Here is a 20,308-nt window from a genome sequence, read left to right as displayed (position 1 = left end):
ATCTCTGGGTATATTGGGTACTTTTCGAAAATCGCGGCAAGATGATCGGAGCCTCCCTAGGTAGCTGACAAGCTGCCCAACAATACAAGGAAGTCAATGCTGAGTTCACTGGTATCAAATGGTCAGCACCCAACGTCGGATCAATCAGAACTGGTGGTGCCTTGGTGGAGCTTTACGAAGACCATCCTGGCTGTAACCGCCCTGTCATTAGTACGTGATGGGCGGGTCGGACTGGACACCCCGATACCTGATCAGCCATTCACGTTGCGCCAACTGCTTAGGCATGAGGCAGGGCTCGCCGATTATGGTGAACTTGCAGATTATCACGCCGCCGTTGCCAACCATGAGGCTGCATGGTCAGCAGACGAAATGATGCAGCGCCTTGATGGCGCTCGGCTTCGATATACCCCCGGAACTGGATGGCGCTATTCCAATGTGGGTTACCTTCTCATAGGCAAGCTAATTGAACAGCTGACTGACTTGTCGCTTGAAGAGGCAGTGGGTCGATACGCACTGACGCCTTTGGGGCTCTCGAGGGTTCGCTTCGCTAAAACGCCAGCAGACTTACAAGATACCCACCTTGGAAATACATCAAATTATGACCCCGGCTGGGTGTATCACGGCTTGTTAATCGGCCCCATTTCGCAAGCCGCACTCTTCCTCGACCGACTTTTCGCAGGGCATCTGCTCCCCACAGGCTTGCTCCAGGACATGCAGATAGCAAAGGCATTGGGTGGTTCGATTCCAGGACGCCCATGGATTACACCGGGATACGGCCTGGGTTTAATGCGGGGTTCGATCGACGGTGGTTTTACCCTTTGCGGACACACAGGGTGCGGGCCTGGCAGCGTCATTGCCGTTTACCGTATCTGCGACGGCGACACATCGGCCTGTTGCGCTGTTTTCGGCGCAGGCACCCGTGAAGGCACCGTCGAAACCCTCGCCGCCGAGCAACTGATACAAGTTTTGCGGTCGGGGGGTAAAGTCGTCTGAGTCCTTCGATGTATTGGCCGGCGATCCGCTACTTATCGTGGCGCAGCTCGCGGCTCAAGGTCTGAAGCATCTCTATATTGACGGAGGTCAGACCATCCAGGCTTTCCTCGCTGCGGGATTGATCAACGAGATCACTATTACGCGCATTCCAGTGTTGTTGGGCAAAGGAATTCCTTTGTTCAGCCAGTTGGGTGGCGAGCTAAATTTAAGTCTGATTGACTCCTCAGCGTCTGATAACGGATTTGTACAGAGTCGTTACCAAGTGCTCGCCCAGGCTTGCTCAGTTGAGAAAACAGGATCTGATTGCAGGGCTCTAGAGATTTGATGACTGCCCGCACGTCATTTGGTGCATAGCGACGTTCAAAGTCAGGTCGTAGCTAACCGACCCACATTTGCAGGCGCTGGCCACCACTGGCTCGATGTCTCGAGGACGTTCTTGCTCGGCTGCCACATCAGTGGGGCACTGTTAAGTTATCGGAGATGGCAAAGTTTTAGAGTGGCTGAAACGAAATGACAAAAGAGACGGCACGTTACATCTTGATCACAGGCGCGGCAGGTACCGGCACCACGACTTTGGCGGATGCTTTAGCTAAGGATCTGAGCGCAACTCACCTGGAAGCAGATGATTTTTTGTGGCTGCCCAGTAACCCGCCCTATCTGCATCTGGCTGACAAAACGCAACGAGGAGAGCGCTTGCTACATGAAATGCGCTCTCATGACCGTGCAGTGGTTGCCGGATCAGTAATGGGCTGGGGTCAACCGCTTGAGAGCGAATTTGATCTTGTGGTGTTCCTTTATCTTCCGGTTGAACTCAGATTGGAGAGGCTAGAACGTCGAGAGGTAAAACGCTTCGGTCAAGCAAAGCCGGAGTTTCTGGCTTGGGCAGCTCAGTACGATGAGGGGGGCGTCCCTGGACGTAGCCTGGCCAGGCACCAGGAATGGCTGTCTGCGCTTACCTGTACGGTCTTAAAGCTTGAAGGGGACATGTCTGTTACAGATCGGGTGCGGCAAATACGGGATGCAGTCGACGGACTGAAGCACGCACCGTCAGTCATGTGAACGTGTGTTGGCTGTAGGCTTACGTCCAGCTTGCCAAGCGAGTGGAAGAGATGGGCCAGTCATTCAGCGGCACATTAAGGCAGTCAAAAAGCTCGAGGCAGTTATCCTGGATCGGCACGTTCGCAATCAAAGCATGATGATTGCCGTGCTCTCGAGCAAGACGGGCCGCACCAGAATTTTGTAGCAGTCGGCATCGAATGCCTGCCCTGTCAGTCTGGGGGCCAGTCTGGCTTCAGACTCGCAGGTATAGGTGCCGATATAGCGCCAGCTGTCCACGACGTGGTACTCCTCGATCTCGCCATGCTGCTCGTGCAATGCGATTGCGCCTGGATAGGGCCAGTGATGCACGGCCCAGCGTTCCAAGGCACTCAACAAGCGTTGGGTATGCGCCTTATGGCTTTCTGCCCCTTTGCAGGCACCGGCGCACTTGCCTATCTGAGCCCGAAAGCAGCCCCGTCCCGTTGATTTATCCAGGCCCAGCAGGGTGTGGCAGAGCCGGTGCTCGTCCGCAATCTGCATCAGGGCTTCGGTGGCCATCCGCCGGTTACGGAAAAGCCCGTACAACTGTGGCCCGTCGCAGATGGTGGTGGTGTCGATGATTTCCAGTACCCCGTCGACAATCCGCAATGAGCACAGACGCTGTTGACGACGAAGTCGCTTGTTCTTCAAGGGTTGCAGTTCTTTGATCAGGCGGGACTCCAACAGCAGGGCGCCGATTTCTCCTGCGGTTTGCTGGTATTCGATCCGTTGTGTCTGGCGCAGCATTCGGGCTTCTTCCGGTGCGCGCAGGTGGGAAAGCAGTCGGCTGCGTATATCGATGCTTTTACCGATATAGAGCGGCATGGACTCGCCAGCAGCGTAAAAGAAATACACCCCGGGTGCTCGCGGGGCGGCCTCGACCTGAGCGCGCAGGTGGATCGGGTATGTATAAACAAGGTCGGGGCGAGCAGTAGGGGCGGGCATGGGGTGCACCTTCAAGGTGGATCAGTAGGCCTATGTACCAAGCATGGCCAATTTCAGCTCGGGGCAATGCAATTGAACACCTCGCCTCGTGGCTTTTACCAATAGTCCAGGCGTGATGTGCCAGAAGCTCGCTCAATGCCTGACGCGTCAGGGTATTCAATGTCACGTATTACTGCTGTTTGTACCACGGGAGTGCTACAAAACACATCGCAAGAACGCCTTGCTCTACGAGGATTGATCAACGGGAACAGTTATTGCTTGAAGGGCTGAGGGCGGAGGGAAATGCAGACCGCGCAGATTTGTGTGCGCTGTAAGGGTGCGTAAGTTAATCAGGAATTGCGTGTTTTCGAGCGCAAGCAGTTGACCTACTCAGAACAGTTTATAGGGAGCTATCGCTTGGAAAACCTGGTCATTCGTCATGCGCAACTAACGGATGCGACGCAGCTCTGCAATGCCGAGCGTGAAACGGCCAAAACCCCCGGTTTGCTTGTCTCGCGGCCAGGTGAGTTTAACACTGCAGCCTTTGAGCGAAAAATTCTTGCCCTGAAGGATGATGGCCTTTACCTGGTGGTTGAATGGAATGACCAGATTGTCGGGCATGCTTTGCTTGAGCCAATGGGGCTTGAGGCCTTTAAGCACGTTATGAGCCTGACTATCGTTGTGCATCCCGACTATGTGGGGCAGGGTATCGGCCATGTGTTGATGACGCGCTTGTTGCAGTGGGCCGGGGATCGCCCGGGGCTGGTGAAAGTCGAACTGCGGGTGCGTGAGGTCAATCGCCGTGCGAGGCACCTTTATCTGAAGTTCGGCTTTGTGGAAGAAGGTCGTCTTGAAAAGCGTATACGCCTACCCGATGGCAGTCTGATCGCGGATATCACCATGGCCTGGTTCGCACCTGAGCAGAGCTGAAGCAGCACTGGGTGGCAGCTTGATGCCCTGACGAACTTAAGCTGTCGTCTATAGTCAGAGGACCACCCTTATTCTGAGTCCTCGACCATGTTAACGCCTCGTTCACTGATTACAGCCATTACGTGTGTTGCGCTTGTTTGTGGCCCGGTCACTGCCTCGGCCGATCCAGGTAACGGTAACGGTAACGGGAACGGTAAAGGCAATGACAAAGGCGGTCAGCACTATGACCAAAATCATGGCAAGCAAGGTGGCCAGGGCAATAAAGGTAAAAAGTCAGGCGGTGACGACAGGGCGCATGGCCCGAGTATCAATCGTGCAGCCACGCTTGAAATCATTCACGGGCATAGAGATTACTGGAGCCGAAGCCAGGCGCTGCCGCCCGGCATCCAGAAGAATCTGGCGCGGGGCAAGCCGCTGCCGCCGGGTATTGCCAAAAAGCTGGATGGCCGACTGGCCAGCAGGCTGCCTCATTACGAGGGGTACGAATGGCAGCAGGTGGGCACGGAGTTGATTCTGGTCTCCATTGCCACCGGGTTGGTTTATGAGATTCTCAATGGTGCCTTTGATTGATGTGACGCCGTTGTGTCGATCAGTGCCTGAAACTCCGGGCTTATCCCTCGACTAGACCCGGGAAAAGCCCGGCCAGCCGGGGCAATGTGCCAGTGTTTCTCACTAAGTGGCTGTTTTTGAATAAATTTATTTAAAAAGTGCTTCCCATATCCTCAGAGTGCGGGTATATTTGCGCTCGTTCTCACAGCGAACCCTTACAGGTTCACGGCGATTGGCAACATTCGCAAGCTGCAAGGACGTTAAATGAATGCCAGGCATTCATCGCAACAACTACAGGGGCGTCGCCAAGCGGTAAGGCAGCAGGTTTTGATCCTGCCATGCGTTGGTTCAAATCCAGCCGCCCCTGCCATTTTTCAGATCTTGTCCAGCATCGGGCAAGAGTCTCCAAGCACAGCGTCAACGCCGTTCGGCCTGACGCAACCTCGCTAGTCACCCATCCCATACCAATTAATACCACTGTCTTTTTCTTGCCCATCCGGTTTGTGGCGGATCAGTCCTGCGCGTTTCTGCAGCTCAACCCATTGCCTGTGAAAGCAGTGCGTACTGATGAACACCTTCAGTGGATTGCGGGGGTGTGCCGAGGGCCATTTGGCTCACCCGGTCTACTGGGCCCAGGCCGGCCCGCGTCAGCCATTCACACAGACCGCTGTTATGTGGCACATCGATACGCACAAACTGGCCAGGGATCCGTGAGAGCAGGGTGGCGATCAGGTGCCTGGCCTGCCGGGGATTTTGGGCAATCACCGGGCCAATGCAATGGCCCTTTCCGGCGCGGCGCAACAGGGCAAACGCCTGTAACTGGCCACCGCACTCGATACCGGCCGTGTGTTCGATAGTGTCGTGCAGATGGGCGAAAATGGCACTGCGATCCAGCCCGCTGCCAGCGTTGGCCAGTGCCAGTTGCCGTGCCTGATCCTCTGCGTTGAGGCTGCGGCAGTGTTCGTCTGCGGCCAGCGGTTCAAGGGCCATACATTGTGCCGGGCCCTGGCGCTGCTCGAGGGTGCCGAACTCGATAAAGCCCTGGCTCAGATACAGCGGTGCGCCTGCTGCCGAGGCATTGAGGATCGCCGTGGCCGGCTTGCAGGCCTCGAGCGCCAGCTCCATCAATCGGCGGCCAACACCCTGGCCCTGATAATCGGGGCTGACCACCACCAGGCCAATGGTTGCAAACGCACCTTGTGGGCAGGCGAACGCCGTGCCGATCAAGCGCTCACCTTCGCAGGCCGCAAAGCCTTTGCACAACCGGTGCAACAACGCCCAGTCTTCCAGGCGATGGGGCCAGTTCAGTTGCGCGGACAACCTGTGGGCGGCGGGCAAGTCGGCCCGGATCATGGCGCGGTAAGTGAAGGCAGCCTGTTGCGGCGCGGGCATGATGAAACTCCTGGAACATGTGCGCACTATCTACAGGTATTGCCGCCGCGCTTTCAACCCCCGTGTGCGACCTCATGCCTGGCCGACATGATGCTCGCCACCTGACGTGGCTGGCAGTTGAGGTAGGCCGAGGATTGCAGCCATTGCTGGTCGGGGTACCAGGCAAACATGAACTGGCCATTTTTGAGTTTATCTACGACCTGACGCGCCACTTGCGGGCGGACCGCCGGGCAGCCGAGGCTGCGGCCGATGCGGCCCTGGGTTTTGCTCCACAGCGGGTTCACGTAATTGGCGGGGTGGATCACGATCGCCCGTTCACGGGCCTGATCATTGATGCCGGGCTCAAGGCCGTCCATGCGCAATGAGTAACCATGGCTGCCCACATAGCTTTCCTGGGTGCTGAACAGGCCGAGACTGGACTGGTTGCTGCCTTCGGTATTGGAGAAGCTGGTGGCGAAGTTCTCGCCGGATTGTTTTCCGTGGGCCACCAGATCACGCAGAACCAATGTCTTGCGGGTCAGGTCAAAGATCCAGAGACGGCGAGCGGTTGAAGGTTGCGAGAAGTCGATTACCGCCAGATGCCGAGCCTGTTTGGCTCCGTTATTGACCGCGCACTGCATGGCGCTGAGGGCACTTTTCAGGGCCTGGGGGTTGAGTTCCGGGGCGGCATGGCTGAGCTTGTTGAGCAAGAGCGGATTAGCAGCGTAGGCAGTAGTGCAGGTTGCGCTTAAGGCGATGGCTGCAAAGCAAAAACGGCGTAAAAAGTTGAGCATGATTTGCGTATTCTCGATGGAGTCAGACCAGTAATGCTGCGCCGATAACTTGGCGCTTGGGTTTTAACTGCTAGCCTGTGGGTTTGCCGTGACCGCTGATTGAGCTGAAGTTAAAGATGACGGCCCATAATTGGAGTAAAGCAGTTGTTCAAAAAACGCGCATTTTACTTGAGCATTGCCTTGCTGACTGTGCCACTGGTCGCTGTAGCCGATCCCCTACAGGCAGACACCACAAGCCCGGTACAACAAGCGCTCAGCCAACTGCCGCAAGCCTGTCCGGTCCTGGCGCCACGGGTCAATGCACCGATGCTGCGAATGCTGCAGGGGTTTTATCAGGGGCAGAATGACCAGCCGGTATGGTCGGTCAATGGCCGTTTGAGCGCCCTGCAAGGGGAGCTTGCGCAGTTGGCGGATGACGGTCTGGACCCCGACACCTACAAACTGCCTGTCGCTGGTGATCTGTGTGCCGATATCGGGATCAGCCAGCAGTATCTGCAAGCCTTGCAGGACCTGCACTATGGTCGCCTGCAGCAGTCGCGGTTCGAGCCGGTATGGCATGCCAGTGAGGTTGCACAAGACCGCCAGGCCCGCATCCTGGCCTTTGCCGGCCCGGGCCTGGCGGACTTGCCCCGGGCTTTTGAACAGGCGCGCCCGCAAAACGAGCTGTATCAAAACCTGCGTCGGGTCTATGCCCGCCAGCGTCAGCAACCCTTGCCACAATGGCAACCACTGGCCAGCGGGCCGTTGCTGCGTCCGGGGGCTGAGGATGCGCGGGTGCCCGAGCTGGCCCGGCGACTGGTCAGTGAAGGCTACCTCAGCCACCTGCCGGCGACTGTCGATCACCATTACAGCAATGAACTGGTGGCGGCGGTGAAGAGCTTCCAGCTCGACCATTCGTTGCAGGCCGACGGTGTAATCGGCGCGGGCACCCTTAAAGAACTCAACATCAGCCCCCAGGCGCGGCGTGAGCAGCTGCGCATCAATCTGGAGCGCTTTCGCTGGATAGCCCAGGATCTGGAGCCCGATATCCTGCTGGTCAATGTGCCCGCAGCGCAACTTACCGTGTACCGCAACGGTGTGCCGGTGTGGCAGACACGCACCCAGGTCGGTCGTGCCGAGCGCCAGACCCCGCTGCTCAAGTCCCGGGTCAATCGCCTTACGCTCAACCCGACCTGGACCATTCCGCCGACCATCTTTCGTGAAGACAAACTGCCGCAGATCCGTCGCGACCCGTCTTTCCTCAGCCGTCAGGACCTGCAGATTGTGGACAGCAACGGCCAGCCGCTGGCGGCTCAGGATATCGACTGGGATCGACCGGGCAACATCCTGCTGCGCCAGGGCGCGGGGCCGAGGAACCCGTTGGGCCGTATTGCCATCCGCTTCCCCAATCCGTTCTCGGTGTACCTCCACGACACCCCTAGCCAGGCCTTGTTCAGCAAGGGGCCACGGGCTTTCAGTTCGGGTTGCGTGCGGGTTGAAGCGGTGTTCCAGCTGCGTGACTTGCTGGTGACACCTGCCGAAAAAGTCCGTAGCGAGGAGCTGTTGGGTACCGGGCTGACCCATGAGTTCAGGCTGTCGAACCCGACACCGATCCTGATGACCTACTGGACCGCCCAGGCAAACAAGGACGGCAAGGTGACCTATGCACCGGATATCTACAATCATGACCCGGCATTGATTGCGGCACTGGCCAGCAAAAAATAATTCGGCTATTGCGGACTTTCGTAGCAGCTGACGAACGCAGCCTCGCTCCGCTCGTCAGCTGCTACATAGTCTTGGGCAACTTGCCTCATCTGCAGGCGAGCCACTAGTATCCAGCTCCCGATTGTCGACCCTGAGAGCCCCCATGAGCTGCTGGCCCGATTCGCGCTTCACCGATCTGCTGGGCATTGCCCATCCCCTGATCCAGGCACCGATGCTGGGCGCTGGCGCCGATATCATGATCGGCGTGGCACAGGCCGGGGGGCTGGCCTCACTGGCCTGTGCCACGTTGAGCCTGGAGGCCATCCGCAGCGAGGTGGCAACCTTTCGGGCTGCCTGCGACCAGCCGCTCAACCTGAACTTTTTCTGCCATCAGCCTCCGGAGTACGACGAGGCTGCCATCGAGCAGTGGAAGTCGCTGTTCAAGGCCTATTACAGCGAGCTCGGGGCCGATTATGACGCGCCCACTCCGATATCCAGCCGCGCGCCTTTCGATGAAGCCACCTGCGCCCTGGTCGAGGAATTGCGCCCCGAAGTGGTGAGTTTTCACTTTGCCCTGCCGGCACCGGAGTTTGTGGCCAGGGTCAAGGCCTGTGGGGCCAGGGTGCTCAGTTCGGCCACGACGGTTGACGAGGCGCAATGGCTGGAACACCACGGCTGTGACGCAATTATCGCCATGGGCTATGAAGCGGGCGGTCATCGGGCGATGTTCCTGCATCGTGAGCTGACCACGCAAATCGGCACCTTCGCTCTGGTGCCGCAAATCGTCGATGCCGTGTCAGTGCCGGTGATTGCTGCAGGCGGCATCGCCGATGCGCGAGGGATCGCGGCGGCGTTTGCACTTGGCGCCAGTGCCGTGCAAATCGGCACTGCTTACCTGTTTTGCCCTGAAGCAAAGCTGGCCAGGGCTCATCACCGTGCGTTGCGCGAGGCTCAGGCCAGTGATACCGCGCTGACCAATCTGTTTACCGGGCGGCCAGCACGGGGCATCGTCAATCGGGTCATGCGCGAACTGGGCCCGCTCAATCCCCAGGCCCCGGCTTTTCCGTTGGCCGGTGGTGTGCTGCTGCCGCTCAAGGCCAAATCCGGGGCTGACAGCGGCGACTTTATCAACCTGTGGGCGGGCCAGGCTTTCCCCCTGAGCCCCGGGCGCATGGCCGAGCTGACGTCGTATGAGCTGACACGCAAATTTATCGACGATTATGCCGCCCGCTCTACATGCCTATAGCAATTTTGCCCGGCATGGCTGGCGGTGCGAATCAGCAACATGATTGCACCTGCCACCGGCAGGCTTACCAGCAGTAATGCATAGCGCAGCGATTCAATACCGAAAGCCGGCTGCAGGGCATCGCTGAGCAAACCGGCCAGCAACGGCCCCAGGCCAATCCCCAGCAGGGTCGAAATAATGGTCTGCAAGGCCATCGCCGTACCCCGGCGGTTGGCCGGGACCAGTTGGGTGATTAGATTGAACGACGGCGCGACCCACCACACCGAAAAAAAGCTGTAGAGCGCGCACAGCAGCATCGCACTGGGCACCGGTACGCTGCCCAACTGCAGCCACACTGTGTTTGGCCACAGCAGGTAGGCGAACAGCGCACTGAGCGCTGTCACATGCCCTATGACCGGAATGCCCACTTGCCAGTGCGGGTTGCGCCGGGTCAGGTGGTCACTCAGCCAGCCGCTGAACAAGGCGCCGATCCCGGCAAAGCCGCCGCAGATAAAACCCGCCAGCAACCCGGCATGTTGCAGTGACAAACCGTGGGAGCGCACCAGAAAGCTGGTGTTCCACATGCCGATGGCATAAGAGCCCAGGGTGGTCAAACCACCCGCCATCACCAGGCAACGGTAAGCGGGCAGGGCCCAGAGTTTGCGTGCCTCGCTGCCCATGCTCTGCAGGGGGTGGGCCGCGTGGGCGCTGGCCAGGTCCCAGCGGCCACGCGCCGGGTCCTTCACCACAAAGGCCAGCAGCGTGGAGAACATCAGCGCCGGCATGCCGATCACGATAAACGCGGTGCGCCAGCCATAGTGCTCAACCACCCAGGCGCCAAGGCTGAGGCCGATCACTGCGGAGAAGGTCGGTGCCGCCGTGAAGCAACTGATGGCAAACGATCGGCGATGGGGCGGGTAGAGGTCGGCAATGATCGACATCGATGTCGAGGTGGTCGGCGACTCGCTCACCGCCACAGCCATGCGTGCCAGGGCGAGCATCCAGAAGCTCACTGCCAGCCCGCACAACATGGTTGCCACGGCCCACAGCAAACAGGCGATGGCCAATAAGCGGGTGCGTACCATACGGTCGGCCAGGCGACCGGCAGGCAGGGCAAGCAGGGCGAATACCGCGGCAAAGGCCAGGCCGGAAATCAGCCCCATCGCTGTGTCACTGACGCCGAACTCGGCTTTGATCGGCTCAATCATCACTGCCAGAATCTGGCGCCCGACAAAGTTGTCGGCAAACACCGCTGCCAGCAATAACAGCAAAGCATGGCTGCGCCAGCCGACATGAGTGTTGGACATGGTGGGTTTCCTGTGAGGTAAAAACGCCGAAGGCGCTGACCCGGTCAGCGCCTCCGTCAAGGTGCGACGCCTCAGGCCCGCTGGCGCGCCAGGGTCATGGCGGTGTCTTCGATCATGTCTTCCTGGCCGCCAACCATGCCGCGGCGACCCATCTCCACCAGAATCTCCCGTGCTGGCACGCCGTACTTTTTCTCGGCGCGCTTGGCAAACAGCAGGAACGAGCCATACACCCCGGCGTAGCCCATGGTCAGGGCATCGCGGTCGCTGCGGATCGGGAAGTCCATGATCGGCACCACCAGATCCTCGGCCACGTCCTGAATGCCAAACACACTGACCCCGGTTTCTATGCCCATGCGGTCGCAAACGGCCACCAGGATTTCCATCGGCGTATTCCCCGCGCCCGCGCCGAGCCCGGCCGCCGCAGCGTCGATGCGGGTGGCTCCGGCCTCGATGGCCGCGATGGAGTTGGACACGCCCATCGACAGGTTGTGATGGCCGTGAAAGCCGATCTCGGTGTCCGGGTGCAGGGCCGCACGCAGGGCTGCAACCCGCGCCTTGATATCGTGTGGCAGCATGTAGCCGGCCGAATCGGTGAGGTACACGCAGTTGGCGCCGAAGCTCTCCATCAACTTGCCCTGTTTGACCAGCCCCTCGGGACTGTTCATATGGGCCATCATCAAGAAACCCACGGTGTCCATGCCCAGCTTGCGGGCATAGGAGATGTGTTGCTCGGACACGTCCGCCTCGGTGCAATGGGTCGCCACGCGGATGGTATTGACCCCCAGTTCATGGGCCATTTGCAGATGGTCCACGGTGCCGATACCCGGCAGCAGCAGGGCTGACACCCTGGCCTTTTTCATCATCGGGATCACGGCCGACAGGTACTGCTCATCGGTGTGCGCCGGGAAGCCGTAGTTCACCGAGCTGCCACCCAGGCCGTCGCCATGGGTGACCTCAATCAGCGGCACGCCGGCTGCGTCCAGGCCGCAGGCGATGTCTTTCATCTGCTGCAGGCTGATCTGGTGACGCTTGGGGTGCATGCCGTCGCGCAGGCACATGTCATGCACGGTAATTTTTTTGCCGCGAAGATCCATGATCGGCTCCTTAAGCGAGGGCAGGTTGGGGGGCTGATGCCTTGAGTTGCAGCTCGCCCTTGAGGATTTCCTCGGCGAACATCTCGGCGGTGCGGGCGGCCGCGGCGGTCATGATGTCCAGGTTGCCGGCGTACTTGGGCAAGTAGTCGCCCAGGCCTTCGACCTCCATGAAAATCGAGACCCGGTTGCCGTCAAACACCGGGCCGTTGACCAGCTTGTAGCCGGGCACATACTGCTGCACCTGCTCGATCATGCTGGCGATGGCCAGGCTGATAGCGGCTTGATCCGGTTCGGTTTCAGTCAGGCAATGCACGGTATCGCGCATGATCAGCGGCGGCTCGGCGGGGTTGACGATAATGATCGCCTTGCCCTTTTTCGCCCCACCCACCTGCTCGATGGCACTGGCCGTGGTGCGGGTGAATTCGTCGATATTCTTGCGCGTGCCCGGGCCCACCGATTTGGACGCGGCAGTGGCGACGATTTCGGCGTAAGCCACCGGCTGGACGCTGGACACGGCCGCCACCAGCGGAATGGTCGCCTGGCCGCCGCAGGTGACCATATTGACGTTCATGGCGCCGCGCTTGAGGTTGGCCTTGAGGTTGACCGGCGGCACGCAATACGGGCCAATGGCAGCCGGTGTCAGGTCGATCATCAGCACGCCCAGCTCGTTGAGCTTGCGGCTGTTTTCAGCATGGACATAAGCCGAGGTGGCATCGAAGGCGATCTGGATATTGTCTGCCAGCACGTGCGGCAACAGACCGTCGACCCCGTCACTGGTGGTCTTCAGGCCCATCTCGCGGGCGCGGCTCAGGCCTTCGGAGGTGGCATCGATGCCCACCATCCACACGGGCTCCAGCACTTCGCTGCGCAGCAGCTTGTAAAGCAGATCGGTGCCGATATTGCCCGGCCCGATCAGGGCACATTTGATCTTTTTGCTCATGGCTAAGGTCTCGAAGGGGGGTTAGGGCACAAAGCGCAGGTTGGCAGAGCCCAGGCCGCTGAGAGTCAGGCTGACCTCATCGCCGGGTTGTACCGGAACCAGCGGCGCCAGTGCGCCGGAAAGGATGATTTCGCCCTTGCGAAACGGGATGTCGAACTTGCCCAGGGTATTGGCCAGCCAGGCCACGGCCTCGCAGGGGTGGCCCTGTACCGCCGAGCCAAAACCATGACCGGCGGGCTGGCCGTTTTTCAGCAAGTGCAACTCGACCTTGGCCAGATCCAGCTCGCGCGGGTTGATGCGCTGTTCGCCCAGGGCGAACACACCGCAGGAAGCGTTGTCGGCCACGGTGTCCTGAATGCGGATTTTCCAGTCGGCAATGCGCGAGTCGACAATTTCGAAACACGGCACCACCCATTGGCTGGCTGCCATTACGTCTTCGGCGGTGATGCCGGGGCCGTGCAGGTCTTCGCCGAGGATAAAGGCGATTTCGCCTTCAGCCCGTGGCTGCACCAGGTGGTGGGCGGCAAAGCTCACATCGCTGTTGTCGGCGACTTGCATGCGGTCGGTCAAGAAGCCGAAATCGGGCTGGTGCACATCAAGCATGTCCTGCACGGCACGGCTGGTAACGCCAATTTTTTTGCCGACCACCTGCTCGCCCAGCGCCTGGCGGCGTTGCAAGAAACGCAGGGAGATGCGGTAGGCCGTGTCCAGGGTCAGATCCGGGTAACGGGCGGTCAATGGCTCAAGGCTGCGCCGCTCCAGCAGGGCGTGAAACAACTCGTCGCCCAGGGCTTCAATCAACTGTGTGTCCATAAATTGGCTCTCGGGAGGCTATGCAGAAAATCCTCTTGTGGGAGCGAGCCTGCTCGCGAAACTTCTTCGCGAGCAGGCTCGCTCCCACGGTTTGATGGTGGCTCAACCCGGCCAGACGCTCGATTCGGCGCCGCCGTCTACTTCCAGGATCTTGCCGGTGACCCAGCGTGAAGCCGGGCTGGCCAGGTACAGCGCTGCAGCCGCGATATCTTCAACTTCGCCCAGGCTTTGCAGCGGCGTGGCCTTGATCATGCCGTCGCGCATGGCCACCGGCAGTACGCCATTGAGGGCGGCAGTCAGTACCGGGCCGGGAGCAATGCCGTTGACCCGTACCTGCGGCGCAAAGTCCTGGGCCAGCAGGCGGGTCATATGGCTCAGCGCGGCCTTGGCGGTGCCGTAGGCGCTGAATTGGGTTTGCGCATAACGCGCCGCGCCCGAGGTGATATTGATGATGTTGCCGCTGCCGGCTTCGCGCATATGCGGCACGCACAGCTGGCTCAGGTGATAGGCCGAAGACACGTTGAAGCGCATGATTTCTTCAAAACGCTCCACGCTCAGGGTCAACGGGTCGTTGGGCCCGGCGCCGCCAGCATTGTTTACCAGGTGGGTGATGCGGCCCATCTGTTCGCGGGCTTGGGTGACCAGAGCGCTGCGCTGTTCGCTGTCATTGACGTCGCAGCTCAGGGCCATGGCCCGACGGCCGAGGCTGCGTACTTCTTCGGCTACGGCTTCAACGTCGGCCAGGGTGCGGGCAGCCAGAACCACGTCGGCGCCTGCTTCAGCATAGGCCAGGGCGATGCCGCGCCCGATGCCGCGGCCGCCGCCGGTGATCACCGCCACGCTGCCGGTCAGGTTGAAGCGCTGAATAATATTCATAAAAAGTCCTTTTCCTTTTTAGGTAGAAAGCTAGCGGGGCGCCCACAGGTCGGGCAAGCCCGGATCACTGGCGGCAATCAGGCGCTTGAGCAGCACCTTGAGCGCCTGGGCATCACCGGGAGCGAGACGGGCCGACACGTTCTCTTCCACCGCCTTGGCCAGCGCCACCTGTTGCAGCGAGGCCTCGCGGCCGGTGGCGGTCAGCACATAGCGTGGCGCCTGCTGGCTGCCTTCGAGGGCGACCAGGTTCTGCTTTTCAAGAAAGCGCATGCTTGCCACGCTTACCACATGCCCGGTATAGCTGACGAAGTGATTGATTTCATCCAGGGTCAGGTTGTCGCGAATACACAGCACTGACAGGATAAAAAAGGCATGTTCGTCCAGTTGCTGGTTGCTCAGCAGGCGATGCAGGGCGTCGAGCAACTGATAATGGGCGCGGCCCAGCAAGTAACCGAGCAGGTCTTCGGTGTAGCTGCATTCCGGCGGTGGCGGGGTGGTCGCCAGGCGCAGCTCGCTGCGCGGCTTGCGGGTTGCCAGGGCATATTGGCCACTTTGAAAGGCCAGCGGTGCACGGTCACTGTGATCGAAGGCGAGTACTTCCCCGACGAAAATCACATGGTCGCCGCCTTCATACTGAAAGGCCGTGCGGCACTGAAACCTCGCGGTGCAGTCCTGCAGAAGCGGCGCGGGGCTGATGCCGTTATCGAGCTCGATTTCAGCAAACTTGTTCTCGCCCTGCATGGCAAAGCGCCCGGAAAGCGGCTCCTGCTCTGTCGACAGTACATGCACGTTCCAGTGCGAACCGGCACTGAATACCGGCAGGCTGCGGGCGGACTTGGCCAGGCTCCACAGCACCAGCGGCGGGTTGAGCGATACCGAGTTGAAACTGTTGGCCGTAATGCCAATGGGCGAGCCATCTTCGGCCTGGGTGGTGATGATCGTCACCCCGGTGGTGAAGGTGCCCAGCGCGGTACGGAATGCCTGCGGGTCAAAACTGCTTTGCACTGCCATGACGAACCTCATGGATTGAATTTTCGTGCTGGCAGTATTCCCCTGGCTTGCGGGGGCTACATCGTCTTAATGGACTAACGGATATGGCCGATTATCGTCCGATCGGACGAGGCATTGCGGGGCGCAGTTCGCTAGCGTCGGTTGATCGAACCGGTGTATCAGAGGACTTATCCATGACGTTCAGCAGCACTGCTCCAGAACAGCTGACCAGCCTGTTGGCGGCGCAGAAAAAAGCCTTTGTCGGCGCAGGCCACGTCAGTGCCGAGCTGCGTCGGGAGCGCATCCAGCGGGTGATCGAGTTGCTGGTGCGCTTCCAGCAGCCGCTGGTCGAGGCCATGGATGCCGACTTTGGCGGCAGGCCCCAGGGCTTTTCGTTGATGAATGACGTGCTGGGTTCCCTGGCCTCGCTCAAATACGCCCGCGACCATCTCGAGCACTGGGTTGCAGACGAGCCGCGCCAGGTGTTTGCGCCCTATGACCAGTTGGGCGCCAAGGCCTGGGTGATGCACCAGCCCAAGGGCAGTATCGGCATTCTCGGCACCTGGAATGCGCCGCTGTTCACCTTGCTCAGCCCCCTGGCCTGCGTGCTGGCGGCGGGTAACCGGGCGATTCTCAAGCCCTCTGAAGTGGTGCCGCGTACCGCCGATGTGCTTGCCGGGGCTTTTGCCGAGCTGTTCGATCCGCTGGAAATCGCCGTGGTCACCGGCGACGCCGAACTGGCGCAAGTGTTTACTGCGCAAGCCTTCGACCATCTGGTGTTTACCGGCAGCACTGCGGTGGCCCGCTCGGTGATGCGCAATGCGGCGCAACACCTGGTGCCGTTGACCCTGGAGCTGGGCGGCAAGTCGCCAGTGATTATTTCCCGCAGTGCCGACCTGGCCAAGGCGGCCTTCAGCATTGCCGTGGCCAAGGCCAATAACGGCGGGCAAATCTGCATCAACCCGGACGTGGTGTATGTGCCCCGCGAACAGATGGAAGATTTCCTTGGCCTGCTGGGCGCGGCCTACAGTGAGCTGTTGCCCGCCACCGACGCCAATCCTGACGTGGTTGCGGTGGTCAACGACCGGCATCTGCAGCGTATCGAAGGCTATGTGCAGGACGCCCGCCAGCGTGGCGCGCGTGTCGAGCGCTTCCCTCGGGCTCTTGAGGTTGACGCGCTCACACGCAGGCGACCGTTGCAGGTGGTGATCAATCCGCCCCGCGACAGCCTGATCCTGCAAGAAGAAATTTTCGGTCCGGCACTGGTGCTGTTGCCCTATGAGCAGCTTGACCGTGCGCTGGCCGATATCCATTCACGCGAGCGCCCGCTGGCGCTGTACTACTTCGGGCAAAGTGAAGAAGAGCAGCGTCATGTGCTGCAAAACACGATTTCCGGTGGGGTCAGCATCAACGACGTGATGATGCATGCGGCTTTGCACGATGCGCCTTTTGGCGGTATTGGCGCCTCGGGCATGGGCCATTACCACGGCCGCGAAGGGTTCCTGGAGTTCAGCCATATGCGCACCGTGTACAAGGCTGCGGCCCACGACCCGCGCCGCGAGTGGGGCCTGTTGCCGCCTTATGGCGAGCACTTTTTACCCGCCATGCAGGCGATGGTCACCGCCGACTGAAACCCGAAATGCCCTTGTGGGAGCGAGCAGGCTCGCTCCCACAAGGGGCGTTGCTCTTTAAATAAAAACAAGATTTGCTCTGGAGATTGACCTTGCAAAACCCTGCCGAAACACCTGAACAATCCACTGGCTGGCCCCGTCGTCACGTCCTCAAAGCGGGCGCCCTGGCCGTGGGTGCCGGGCTGCTGGGGCGTTTTGCCAATGCCGCTGAAGGCACCGCCATTTCGCCCGCCGAGTACCTGGCAATGGATGCCACCGACATGGCCCGCGCCGTACAAAAGGGCGAACTCAGCCCGCACGCTCTGCTGGCAGCGGCCATGGCCCGCTGTGATGCCGTCAACCCCAAGGTCAATGCCGTCAATATGCGCCATGACGACTACGCCCAGGCACTGCTCAAGGCCCGCAGTGCCAGCGGGACTGCGAATACCGGCGCACTGGCCGGGGTGCCGATCCTGATCAAGGACCTCAACACCTACCTGCAAGGTACCCGCACCACCAATGGCAGCAGGTTGTACAAGGACGCGCCACCAGCGCCCCACACCAGTACCCTGATTGACCGCTATCAGGCAGCCGGGGCCGTGCCGTTTGGCAAGACCACCTGCCCGGAATTCGGCCTGACCACCACCACCGAATCCCTGCTGTGGGGCCAGACCCGCAACCCCTGGAACCTGGCCAAAAGCGCCGGCGGCTCGTCCGGCGGAGCTGCTTCGGCGGTTGCCGCAGGTATTGTGCCGGTGGCCCATGCCACCGACGGTGGCGGCTCGATCCGCATTCCGGCGTCTTATTGCGGGCTGGTCGGGCTCAAGCCGACGCGTTACCGCACACCAAGCGGCCCGGGCAAGTACGAGGGTTGGTTCGGTGCCAGCGTGGGCAACGTGGTGTCGCGCAATATGCGCGATATGGCGCTGTTTATGGACGTGGGGCAGGGACATGAGGCGGGCAGCCCGTATTGGGCAAAACCGCTGGTACGTCCTTACGTTGAAGAGCTGCGCACTGCACCGGGCCGTCTGCGTATCGGTGTGGTGCGTGACTCGTTGACCGGCTCGCCGCTGGACCCGGCGGTGGTCAGGGTGCTGGACGACACTGCCAAACGCCTGGCCACCCAGGGCCATGAAGTTGAAGAATTGCGCCTGAGCATCGACCCGCGGCAGTTGTTCGGAGCCCACGGCTCGGTGGTTGGCGATGCCTTGCTGACCATGGTGCACGATCGCGAGCAAGTGCTGGGGCGCAGCGCCACGGCCGATGACTATGAACGCATCACTCAGGTGGTACTGGGCAATGCCCAAAAAGTCACTGGAGAGGGTCTGTACCGGGCGCGGCAGTCGTTCGAAAGTATTGGCGGTTATATGGAAGAGCAGTTCCAGAAGTACGACGTGATCCTGTCGCCGGTAACAGCCAACATTACCCCGGACCTGGGCCTGCTGAGCCTGAACCAGCCGTGGGACAGCTATGCCCACAACGCCATGGGCAGCGCGGCCTTTACCGTGCTGGCCAACGTCAGCGGGCAGCCGGCGCTGTCGTTGCCGGTGGGCATGAGCGACAACGGCCTGCCCATCGGCATGATGTTCACCGCGCCATTGGGCGGTGAAGACGTGTTGCTGCGTTTGGGCGCGCAGATCGAGCAGGATCGGCCTTTTGCGAAGTTACCGGTGGTTTAAAAAGCGCCCTGACCCTCTCCCTCAGGGAGAGGGGATTGATTGGCGTTTGCCCTGCGGCTAGCTCCCTCTGCCTTTGGCAGAGGGTTGGGGTGAGGGCCAGCCTTCACCCGATATCCCGACTAGTCCGCTTTGACGATGATCCACAACCCCGCTGGCGGGATTATTCGTCACACACCGCCCGCGCATTCGCGCAGCGAGAGACTGACGGAGAACACACGGATGGATCAGATACGAGAGAAAAGTCCGATTGAGCTTGAGCTGCTGCAACGCGCGCGCAATTTGATACCTGCGCTTAAAAGCCGTTCAGCCCAGGCGGACAAGGACTGCAAGCTACCTGACGAAACCGTTCGCGAAATGCAGGAAGCCGGGCTGTTTCGTGCCCTGCAACCGAAAAAGTGGGGCGGCCATGAAATCGACTTGCGCACCTTTTTTGAAATCCAGATGACCCTGGCCGAAGGCTGCATGTCCACCGCCTGGGTTTATGGCGTAGTGGGTGTGCATCCGTGGCAACTGGCGCGTTACCCGGTAGAGGCGCAGCGTGATGTGTGGGGCGAGGACAGCTCGGTGCTGGTGGCCTCGACCTATATGCCCGTGGCCAAGGTCACGCCGGTCAAGGGCGGCTATCAGGTCAGCGGGCGCTGGGGCTTCTCCAGTGGCAGCCAGCATGCGCAGTGGTGTCTGCTTGGCGGCATCGTGCCGCAAGATGAAACCGGCCCTACCGAACACGGCACCTTTCTGATCCCGGCCAGCGACTACCGTATCGAGCAGAACTGGGACGTGTTGGGGCTGCGCGGCAGCGGCAGCCACGATATCGTCGTTGAAGACGCTTTTGTGCCGGCCCATCGAGTACAGCGCACCAACAATTACGGCATCGAAGCCACACCGGGGCGGCTGGTCAACACCAACCCGATGTACGCCATCCCGTTTGCCCAGGTGTTTGCCCGTGCCGTCTCTACCTCGGCCCTCGGCGCCCTGCAAGGCGCGATCAACGAGTTCCGTGACAACGCGGCCAAGCACATCGGCAAGCATGGCGCCAAAACCGCCGAAGACCCGGCCGCCCAGGCTGCCGTGGCCGAAGCCATCATCACCGTCGACTCGCTCAAACTGGTGCTGATGCGCAACTACGCCAACCTGATGGCGCTGGCCGCCGCCGGGGAATACCCGGATGTGGAAACCCGCTTGCTGTATCGCTACCAGTCTTCCCATGTGACCAATGTGTGCGCCGACCGGGTCAGTGACCTGCTGCGCTGCATGGCCGCATCGGGCTTGTACAACACCAACCCGGTGGCGCGCTTCTTCCGTGACCTGCATCAGGCTCGCGGGCATATCGCCAATAACGAGGCGGCTTACCGGCGCAGTTACGGCCTGGTGCAATTGGGCCTGCCCAACGCGGATCCGTTTGTGTGATCGGCTGATCTACATCCGGCAAAACACCTCTGACCTCAGCGCAAGG

At 60.5% G+C, this 20,308-nt stretch carries 19 protein-coding genes and 1 tRNA gene; 11 read left to right on the top strand and 9 right to left on the bottom strand.

Going from position 1 to position 20,308, the window contains the following annotated elements; translation table 11 throughout:
- Positions 1-96: 96 nt before the first annotated feature.
- From V6L81_RS16295 to V6L81_RS16285, 3 genes are all read left to right on the top strand, one after another.
- Complete coding sequence (locus V6L81_RS16295) at positions 97-993, top strand: serine hydrolase (RefSeq protein WP_095038876.1); 897 nt, start codon at positions 97-99, stop codon at positions 991-993.
- Between the two features lie 13 nt (positions 994-1,006).
- The gene (locus tag V6L81_RS16290) at positions 1,007-1,318 is read left to right on the top strand and encodes a dihydrofolate reductase family protein (protein ID WP_337859203.1); all 312 of its coding nucleotides are present in this window, start codon (positions 1,007-1,009) and stop codon (positions 1,316-1,318) included.
- 185 nt (positions 1,319-1,503) lie between these two features.
- Entirely contained in the window at positions 1,504-2,052 is a 549-nt protein-coding gene (locus V6L81_RS16285; RefSeq protein ID WP_323166274.1) for an AAA family ATPase, read from the top strand.
- 126 nt (positions 2,053-2,178) lie between these two features.
- On the opposite strand, the gene V6L81_RS16280 is transcribed toward V6L81_RS16285, so the two are convergent.
- On the bottom strand, positions 2,179-3,015 hold the full coding sequence (locus V6L81_RS16280) for an endonuclease (protein ID WP_138737922.1): 837 nt from the start codon (positions 3,013-3,015) through the stop codon (positions 2,179-2,181).
- Between the two features lie 396 nt (positions 3,016-3,411).
- Between V6L81_RS16280 and V6L81_RS16275 the strand changes: the two genes are divergently transcribed.
- From V6L81_RS16275 to V6L81_RS16265, 3 genes are all read left to right on the top strand, one after another.
- Positions 3,412-3,924, top strand: a complete 513-nt coding sequence (locus V6L81_RS16275; protein ID WP_338660155.1) for a GNAT family N-acetyltransferase — start codon at positions 3,412-3,414, stop codon at positions 3,922-3,924.
- An 87-nt stretch (positions 3,925-4,011) separates the two neighbouring features.
- Complete coding sequence (locus V6L81_RS16270; RefSeq protein ID WP_338660154.1) at positions 4,012-4,494, top strand: anti-virulence regulator CigR family protein; 483 nt, start codon at positions 4,012-4,014, stop codon at positions 4,492-4,494.
- Positions 4,495-4,768: 274 nt separating this feature from the next.
- A tRNA-Gln gene (locus V6L81_RS16265) sits at positions 4,769-4,843 on the top strand.
- Positions 4,844-5,007: 164 nt separating this feature from the next.
- Here V6L81_RS16265 and V6L81_RS16260 read toward each other — a convergent pair.
- Positions 5,008-5,865, bottom strand: coding sequence for a GNAT family N-acetyltransferase (locus V6L81_RS16260; RefSeq protein ID WP_095000061.1), 858 nt, complete (start codon positions 5,863-5,865; stop codon positions 5,008-5,010).
- A gap of 53 nt (positions 5,866-5,918) precedes the next feature.
- On the bottom strand, positions 5,919-6,638 hold the full coding sequence (locus V6L81_RS16255) for a murein L,D-transpeptidase catalytic domain family protein (RefSeq protein ID WP_095000062.1): 720 nt from the start codon (positions 6,636-6,638) through the stop codon (positions 5,919-5,921).
- Between the two features lie 144 nt (positions 6,639-6,782).
- Here V6L81_RS16255 and V6L81_RS16250 point away from each other — a divergent pair, with 144 nt between their 5' ends.
- Positions 6,783-8,342 (top strand): murein L,D-transpeptidase, encoded by a 1,560-nt coding sequence (locus tag V6L81_RS16250; protein WP_095000063.1) that lies wholly within the window; start codon positions 6,783-6,785, stop codon positions 8,340-8,342.
- 142 nt (positions 8,343-8,484) lie between these two features.
- Entirely contained in the window at positions 8,485-9,567 is a 1,083-nt protein-coding gene (locus tag V6L81_RS16245; protein ID WP_095024610.1) for a nitronate monooxygenase family protein, read from the top strand.
- Here the strand turns inward: V6L81_RS16245 and V6L81_RS16240 are convergent.
- The 6 genes from V6L81_RS16240 to V6L81_RS16215 all read right to left on the bottom strand — a co-directional run bounded on the left by V6L81_RS16240 (position 9,540) and on the right by V6L81_RS16215 (position 15,587).
- The gene (locus V6L81_RS16240) at positions 9,540-10,853 is read right to left on the bottom strand and encodes an MFS transporter (RefSeq protein ID WP_338660153.1); all 1,314 of its coding nucleotides are present in this window, start codon (positions 10,851-10,853) and stop codon (positions 9,540-9,542) included. The two genes, V6L81_RS16245 and V6L81_RS16240, sit on opposite strands and share 28 nt — an antisense overlap.
- A 71-nt stretch (positions 10,854-10,924) precedes the next feature.
- Positions 10,925-11,947 (bottom strand): 4-hydroxy-2-oxovalerate aldolase, encoded by a 1,023-nt coding sequence (dmpG, locus tag V6L81_RS16235; protein WP_095018480.1) that lies wholly within the window; start codon positions 11,945-11,947, stop codon positions 10,925-10,927.
- A 10-nt stretch (positions 11,948-11,957) separates the two neighbouring features.
- On the bottom strand, positions 11,958-12,887 hold the full coding sequence (locus V6L81_RS16230; protein ID WP_095000067.1) for an acetaldehyde dehydrogenase (acetylating): 930 nt from the start codon (positions 12,885-12,887) through the stop codon (positions 11,958-11,960).
- A gap of 21 nt (positions 12,888-12,908) precedes the next feature.
- On the bottom strand, positions 12,909-13,700 hold the full coding sequence (locus V6L81_RS16225; RefSeq protein ID WP_095000068.1) for a fumarylacetoacetate hydrolase family protein: 792 nt from the start codon (positions 13,698-13,700) through the stop codon (positions 12,909-12,911).
- A gap of 102 nt (positions 13,701-13,802) precedes the next feature.
- Positions 13,803-14,576 (bottom strand): glucose 1-dehydrogenase, encoded by a 774-nt coding sequence (locus V6L81_RS16220; protein WP_338660152.1) that lies wholly within the window; start codon positions 14,574-14,576, stop codon positions 13,803-13,805.
- Between the two features lie 30 nt (positions 14,577-14,606).
- Positions 14,607-15,587 carry a flavin reductase family protein gene (locus V6L81_RS16215; protein ID WP_095000070.1) on the bottom strand — a complete coding sequence of 327 codons (981 nt, stop codon included), beginning with the start codon at positions 15,585-15,587 and terminating at the stop codon, positions 14,607-14,609.
- 173 nt (positions 15,588-15,760) lie between these two features.
- Here V6L81_RS16215 and V6L81_RS16210 point away from each other — a divergent pair, with 173 nt between their 5' ends.
- From V6L81_RS16210 to V6L81_RS16200, 3 genes are all read left to right on the top strand, one after another.
- Positions 15,761-17,197: a coniferyl aldehyde dehydrogenase gene (locus V6L81_RS16210; RefSeq protein ID WP_095000071.1), complete on the top strand. Its 1,437-nt coding sequence runs from the start codon at positions 15,761-15,763 to the stop codon at positions 17,195-17,197.
- 92 nt (positions 17,198-17,289) lie between these two features.
- A complete protein-coding gene (locus V6L81_RS16205; protein WP_095000072.1) occupies positions 17,290-18,855 on the top strand; it encodes an amidase in 1,566 nt (521 codons plus the stop codon).
- A gap of 219 nt (positions 18,856-19,074) precedes the next feature.
- The gene (locus tag V6L81_RS16200; RefSeq protein WP_095000073.1) at positions 19,075-20,262 is read left to right on the top strand and encodes an acyl-CoA dehydrogenase family protein; all 1,188 of its coding nucleotides are present in this window, start codon (positions 19,075-19,077) and stop codon (positions 20,260-20,262) included.
- Positions 20,263-20,308: the final 46 nt, after the last annotated feature.

It is taken from the genome of Pseudomonas bubulae (assembly GCF_037023725.1).
In the GTDB taxonomy this organism is placed as follows: Bacteria; Pseudomonadota; Gammaproteobacteria; order Pseudomonadales; family Pseudomonadaceae; genus Aquipseudomonas; species Aquipseudomonas bubulae.
This window is presented reverse-complemented; position numbering and strand designations above follow the sequence as displayed.

Excerpts from the sequence above, each read along its gene's own strand:
- V6L81_RS16295 (WP_095038876.1), top strand. The coding sequence starts at position 97 with ATGCTGAGTTCACTGGTATCAAATGGTCAGCACCCAACGTCGGATCAA.
- V6L81_RS16285 (WP_323166274.1), top strand. The coding sequence starts at position 1,504 with ATGACAAAAGAGACGGCACGTTACATCTTGATCACAGGCGCGGCAGGT.
- V6L81_RS16280 (WP_138737922.1), bottom strand. The coding sequence starts at position 3,015 with ATGCCCGCCCCTACTGCTCGCCCCGACCTTGTTTATACATACCCGATC.
- V6L81_RS16270 (WP_338660154.1), top strand. The coding sequence starts at position 4,012 with ATGTTAACGCCTCGTTCACTGATTACAGCCATTACGTGTGTTGCGCTT.
- V6L81_RS16260 (WP_095000061.1), bottom strand. The coding sequence starts at position 5,865 with ATGCCCGCGCCGCAACAGGCTGCCTTCACTTACCGCGCCATGATCCGG.
- V6L81_RS16255 (WP_095000062.1), bottom strand. The coding sequence starts at position 6,638 with ATGCTCAACTTTTTACGCCGTTTTTGCTTTGCAGCCATCGCCTTAAGC.
- V6L81_RS16245 (WP_095024610.1), top strand. The coding sequence starts at position 8,485 with ATGAGCTGCTGGCCCGATTCGCGCTTCACCGATCTGCTGGGCATTGCC.
- V6L81_RS16240 (WP_338660153.1), bottom strand. The coding sequence starts at position 10,853 with ATGTCCAACACTCATGTCGGCTGGCGCAGCCATGCTTTGCTGTTATTG.
- dmpG (WP_095018480.1), bottom strand. The coding sequence starts at position 11,947 with ATGGATCTTCGCGGCAAAAAAATTACCGTGCATGACATGTGCCTGCGC.
- V6L81_RS16230 (WP_095000067.1), bottom strand. The coding sequence starts at position 12,887 with ATGAGCAAAAAGATCAAATGTGCCCTGATCGGGCCGGGCAATATCGGC.
- V6L81_RS16225 (WP_095000068.1), bottom strand. The coding sequence starts at position 13,700 with ATGGACACACAGTTGATTGAAGCCCTGGGCGACGAGTTGTTTCACGCC.
- V6L81_RS16220 (WP_338660152.1), bottom strand. The coding sequence starts at position 14,576 with ATGAATATTATTCAGCGCTTCAACCTGACCGGCAGCGTGGCGGTGATC.
- V6L81_RS16215 (WP_095000070.1), bottom strand. The coding sequence starts at position 15,587 with ATGGCAGTGCAAAGCAGTTTTGACCCGCAGGCATTCCGTACCGCGCTG.
- V6L81_RS16210 (WP_095000071.1), top strand. The coding sequence starts at position 15,761 with ATGACGTTCAGCAGCACTGCTCCAGAACAGCTGACCAGCCTGTTGGCG.
- V6L81_RS16200 (WP_095000073.1), top strand. The coding sequence starts at position 19,075 with ATGGATCAGATACGAGAGAAAAGTCCGATTGAGCTTGAGCTGCTGCAA.